Origin of the sequence: Frigoribacterium sp. UYMn621 (assembly GCF_040549525.1) — a bacterium.
In the GTDB taxonomy this organism is placed as follows: Bacteria; Actinomycetota; Actinomycetes; order Actinomycetales; family Microbacteriaceae; genus Lacisediminihabitans.
On record NZ_JBEPTM010000036.1, the window covers coordinates 1 to 4,308 of the forward strand.

The 4,308-nt window shown below is 61.1% G+C and carries 6 protein-coding genes; 3 read left to right on the top strand and 3 right to left on the bottom strand.

Annotated elements, in window-relative coordinates:
• The coding region (locus ABIB54_RS17590) for a class I SAM-dependent methyltransferase (RefSeq protein WP_354576827.1) at positions 1–749 on the top strand (749 nt) is incomplete at its 5' end.
• Positions 750–795: 46 nt separating this feature from the next.
• Positions 796–1,326 carry a carboxymuconolactone decarboxylase family protein gene (locus ABIB54_RS17595; RefSeq protein ID WP_354576828.1) on the top strand — a complete coding sequence of 177 codons (531 nt, stop codon included), beginning with the start codon at positions 796–798 and terminating at the stop codon, positions 1,324–1,326.
• Positions 1,327–1,358: 32 nt separating this feature from the next.
• On the opposite strand, the gene ABIB54_RS17600 is transcribed toward ABIB54_RS17595, so the two are convergent.
• The 3 genes from ABIB54_RS17600 to ABIB54_RS17610 form a co-directional block, all read right to left on the bottom strand.
• Positions 1,359–1,706 carry a rhodanese-like domain-containing protein gene (locus tag ABIB54_RS17600; RefSeq protein ID WP_354576829.1) on the bottom strand — a complete coding sequence of 116 codons (348 nt, stop codon included), beginning with the start codon at positions 1,704–1,706 and terminating at the stop codon, positions 1,359–1,361.
• Between the two features lie 273 nt (positions 1,707–1,979).
• Complete coding sequence (locus ABIB54_RS17605) at positions 1,980–2,432, bottom strand: ATP-binding protein (RefSeq protein ID WP_354576830.1); 453 nt, start codon at positions 2,430–2,432, stop codon at positions 1,980–1,982.
• Between the two features lie 184 nt (positions 2,433–2,616).
• On the bottom strand, positions 2,617–3,207 hold the full coding sequence (locus tag ABIB54_RS17610) for a GNAT family N-acetyltransferase (RefSeq protein WP_354576831.1): 591 nt from the start codon (positions 3,205–3,207) through the stop codon (positions 2,617–2,619).
• Positions 3,208–3,567: 360 nt separating this feature from the next.
• On the opposite strand from ABIB54_RS17610, the gene ABIB54_RS17615 reads away from it, so the two are divergent.
• A complete protein-coding gene (locus ABIB54_RS17615; RefSeq protein ID WP_354576832.1) occupies positions 3,568–4,095 on the top strand; it encodes a hypothetical protein in 528 nt (175 codons plus the stop codon).
• Positions 4,096–4,308: the final 213 nt, after the last annotated feature.

A 4,308-nucleotide genomic window follows, 5' to 3' on the forward strand; every position in this document is an offset into this window, starting at 1 on the left:
CGGAACTCGAGTGGGTAGGGCTTGGGCATGGTGACATCCTTCCAGCGGAGACGAATCTCCACAGGTCAGGAGTCAACCAAACCGGGGGCAGTCCCTTGGTGTTTCGGCGCGCCTTCAGGGGGCTTTCTCCGGTCATGGATGCCCGCGGTGGAGCGAGCCACCGCGCGCAACTTCTGCGCGAGGTCAGCGGGGAGGTCGTCGAAGTGGGAGCCGGAACCGGCGCGACATTCCCCCACTATGGCTCCCGGGTCACTCACGTTGTCGCGGTGGAACCCGACTCCGAGCTTCGTGCAGTCGCCTCATCGGTGGCGCTGGGCACAGCCATCCCGATCGACGTCGTCGACGGCACGGCCGACAAACTGCCTGTCGCTGCCGCGTCGTGCGACTGGGTGGTGTGCTCGCTTGTACTCTGCAGCGTTCCCAGTCAAGGTGCAGCGCTGGCTGAGATTATCCGCGTTCTGAAACCCGGCGGTCGCCTTGCATTCTACGAGCACGTTCGGTCCGATAGTCGGCTGATCGGCGTGATCGAAGACGTCCTCACCCCGGCCTGGTCTGCGGTAGCGGGCGGCTGCCACCCGAATCGTTCCACTCTTGAATCGCTTGTCGCCGCCGGATTCGAGATCGAGGACGTGAGCCGATTCGGATTTTCGCCGCATCCGATATCGCCGCAGGTTGCCCACATCTCGGGAACCGCCCGGGTTCCCCTCGCCGAAAAGGGTCCCTCCGACTCGAATCTTGACCGGCAGTAACCAACTCCCGCGCCGTGGCGGTGGCCGCGACCCAGATCGGAACACCGTGGACGCCTTCATCGAACCCCCCTCGCACATCCCCTTCTATCTGCGGATCGCACTCTGGGTTGTCCGACGCAAGACGGGAGTCGACCTGCTGCCGCCGCGACTGCTGGCGTGGTACCCGAAGGCGGCGATCAGCTCCGGTATCGTCGAGGCCCTCATCGCGCACACGGACGGCCGGGTCACCGAACGGATGCTCAAGATGGTGCGAATGGCCGTGTCCTTCACCACGAGCTGCCCGTTCTGCGTTGGGCTGAACTCGCAAGGGTGGGAGGCTCACATGACCGAGGACGAGCTCCACGCCGTTCAGGGGCTGGCAGACCTTGTCGCCGCGACCACCATCACCGACTCCGAGCGCCTCGCGATCGAATTCGCGCGACTCACCTCTGACACGCCGCTCAACCTCACGGCAGCATTTGGGGCGCGGCTGAGGGAAGCCTTCAGCGAGAGGGAGATCGTGATCCTCGCTGCAACATCGGCTCAGGTCAATTATTGGGCACGCCTGATCCAGGGTCTGGGGTGCCCTGCGGCCTGAAAGCGCCGTGTGCCAACCCTGCGGGCAACTCTTTAGACCAGATCCCCCGGCGACACGATAGCGCCGCCGGCCCGCTTCCATGCGGGTGTACCGCCGACCACGGAGGAGACAGTAAAGCCTCGCCTGGCGAGGGTGCGCGCGGCCAGCGCGGAACGGTGCCCCGACTGGCAGATCACCACCACGTCGGCATCGGCGGGGATCTGCTTCGACCGGAGCCCAACCAACTCGAGAGGGATATGGCGTGCCCCATCCGCGTGACCGGTACTCCACTCCAAGCCGGTGCGGACATCGATGAGGATCGCCCCGTTTGCTACCAGGTCAATCGCATCCTTCGCGGTGACCTCAGTGAATGCCTTCGGCCTGCTTCGGAATAGTCCCATGATCAGATTGTCTCACTCTGCTCATCCTGCGAGGATTACGTCGTCGACGCGTGACAGCAATTCCTCCGCGTGGTCTGGCAGGGACGCTCGCAGGGTGAGCATTCCACCCGAAAGCGAAGCCGAATCGAACTCGTTCTGGGCAAGAACCCGATGCGCGATGTACGAGCGCACACCCTAAGCGCACATGACCCGCACCGCGCGCCCATCCGCCGCCTCGCGCACCTCGGTGAGTCGACCACGCAGCTCCGTAAGCCGAACCCCAACCGCAGCAAGTTAGTGCGCGGCCTCCGCAATCAACCGTTCAACCTCATCAGCTAACTCGGAAACCGGTCTCTGACCGTTCAACTTTGTGGAAGCACCAGTCCTGAGGAGAGGTTCGACTTCGACAACATACTTGCGTATTTCGGACTGCTCATCTGCTGCGCGACCGTAGGGATTGTTGGTGCGAGTTGAGACGCGGTCGATCAGGACTTCGACCGGCGCAGAGAGCAGGACAACATGCTCGAAGCGGTCGTAGAAGCGCCCCTGGTTCGAGACCGTCCCGGAAACGACCACGTCACGTTCGCGGTCAAGCAAGGCCGCCATGCGCCTCTCATCCCAAAAGCCGATCGGACTCTCCCAGTTACCGAAATCGGCATTAACTGTCTCGTGACCTCGTCGGGCCAGCTCCACGAGCAGCGTGGACTTCCCGACACCCGACATTCCAGTAATGAGTGCTCGAGCCACTTGTTTAGCGTATCTACAGCAACTCGGGTTGACCGAAGCAGGATGACCTGCCGACGTGGTTTCAGCAGTTCACGAGAGTGCAATCGGCACCGGAATTCGCACGGACTGGCGGCCCGAAAGCCGAACGGACCAGGGATGAAAATCCGTGACTAAAAAGTACGATGCGCGAAAAGGATGCTGAGCCTCAGTGTCGTTCGTAGCTTCGCCACTGCTCTTCGACCTGGAAACCAAGGGATTGGACGAGGCCAAGGCTTGCCGCGTTGACGCCGGCGCCACCTGCTGCAAACACGCGAACACCGTCGTTCGCGAATGCAATGATGGATGCTGCTGCTACTGCAGTGCCGAGTCCGCGGCCCCTGTGGGTTCTCAGCACAGAAGCGAAATCGTTGTCTCCGATGCCATCCACGACTTGTCCAACAGCGGCCGCGACGAGGACGCCACCGTCTAGAGCGCCGAACACTCTTTTGCCTGACTCCCACAAGCTTCGGATTGATTCACGCTCCGGAGGTGCCTGAAAAGTTGCGGGCGTGAATGGGTAATCCGCATTATTGGCCAGTTCGAGATCGTAGAGCGCGTCGGCATCATCCGGTGTCAGTTCGCGGATCACGATCCCAGATTCCTCTGCCCGAGACACAGCCCGCTCGACTGCGGAAAGATCAGGTACCGCTGGCAAGCGCAGCCTCGCACCCCAGCTTTCGCCGACCAGCCGATAGCCAGCTGCTTCAAGATAACCCACGCGGGGATCCTCAGCACGCACAATCTGAATGTCACTCATCGACACAACCCTAAGCGGAGCAACAGGCCAGGACTATCACTGCCGGTCACCACCAAGGTGGAGACCCCCGGCGACGAGGTACAGGTCAATAAGTGCCCGCAAACCGGACGATTACCGGGGCAGGTTGAGAGTGAAAGTGGCCATCACGCCGCGGAGCTGGACGTGTGTCACATGGGAACCTGGTGCGGACGAATTCGAAGTGCGTGCTACCCAATTCATCGGATGGCGCTGTTTGGTAACTTTGAACAGCGTGGACGTGATTGCCGTGATTCGAGAGCTGGTCGAGTTTTCAGTGTCTCCCGGACAGTAGATCCATCGAAGTCGGAAACGGCAACCACACGAGACGATTGGAGCACTCCGATGGATATGTTCCAGCAACCGAATCAACGGGATAACGGTCCGCAAACGTTCAGCGAAACTACCCTGGCGCGACCCTGGATGCGCGCGATCGGCGTCCTCATTGTCGTAGCAGCCCTCGTCATTGCTGCAGTGCTCGTGTTCAGGGGTGCGTCCGCCTTTCACCGCCAGATATTCCCCCTTGTGGCTGCGTCAATAAGCGCTGCCATAGGGCTCGTAATCGGTATTGTCGGCATTCTCAGCAGAATTACGTTCGATGTTGATGCGCGGCAGGTGACTCTGGGCTTCTGGCCACTCTGGCGAAAGAAGATCCCGCATGACGACATCGCGCAATTTACTACGGCCGACCTCAACCCCGCCAGATTCGGGGGCCTCGGCTTACGGCGCGCACCAGATCGCACCTGGGGGCTTCTCTTCACGGGCGGCCCGGGACTGTCCGTGAGCAAAAAATCTGACGGGTCCACTTTTTACATCCGAACGGATCGCGCTGAAGAGGCCATCGCGGCTTTCCGCGGCACGAATACCGCCTAACACACCGAAGATTTCTACAAACTTCGTGGACTCTACGATCTACAACGAGTCTCCCTAACGGTCTACGCCGCATTTCTCCGCGGGTAGCAATGCCGATTCGGCTTCGTTGGCAGGGCGGTGACGGCGCTCACTGAAATTCCTCGGTTCTGCTCACTGAAATTCCCCACCCCGGGTCGCTTCCGCACATAGGAACGGGCCTTCCTCGATGCTGAT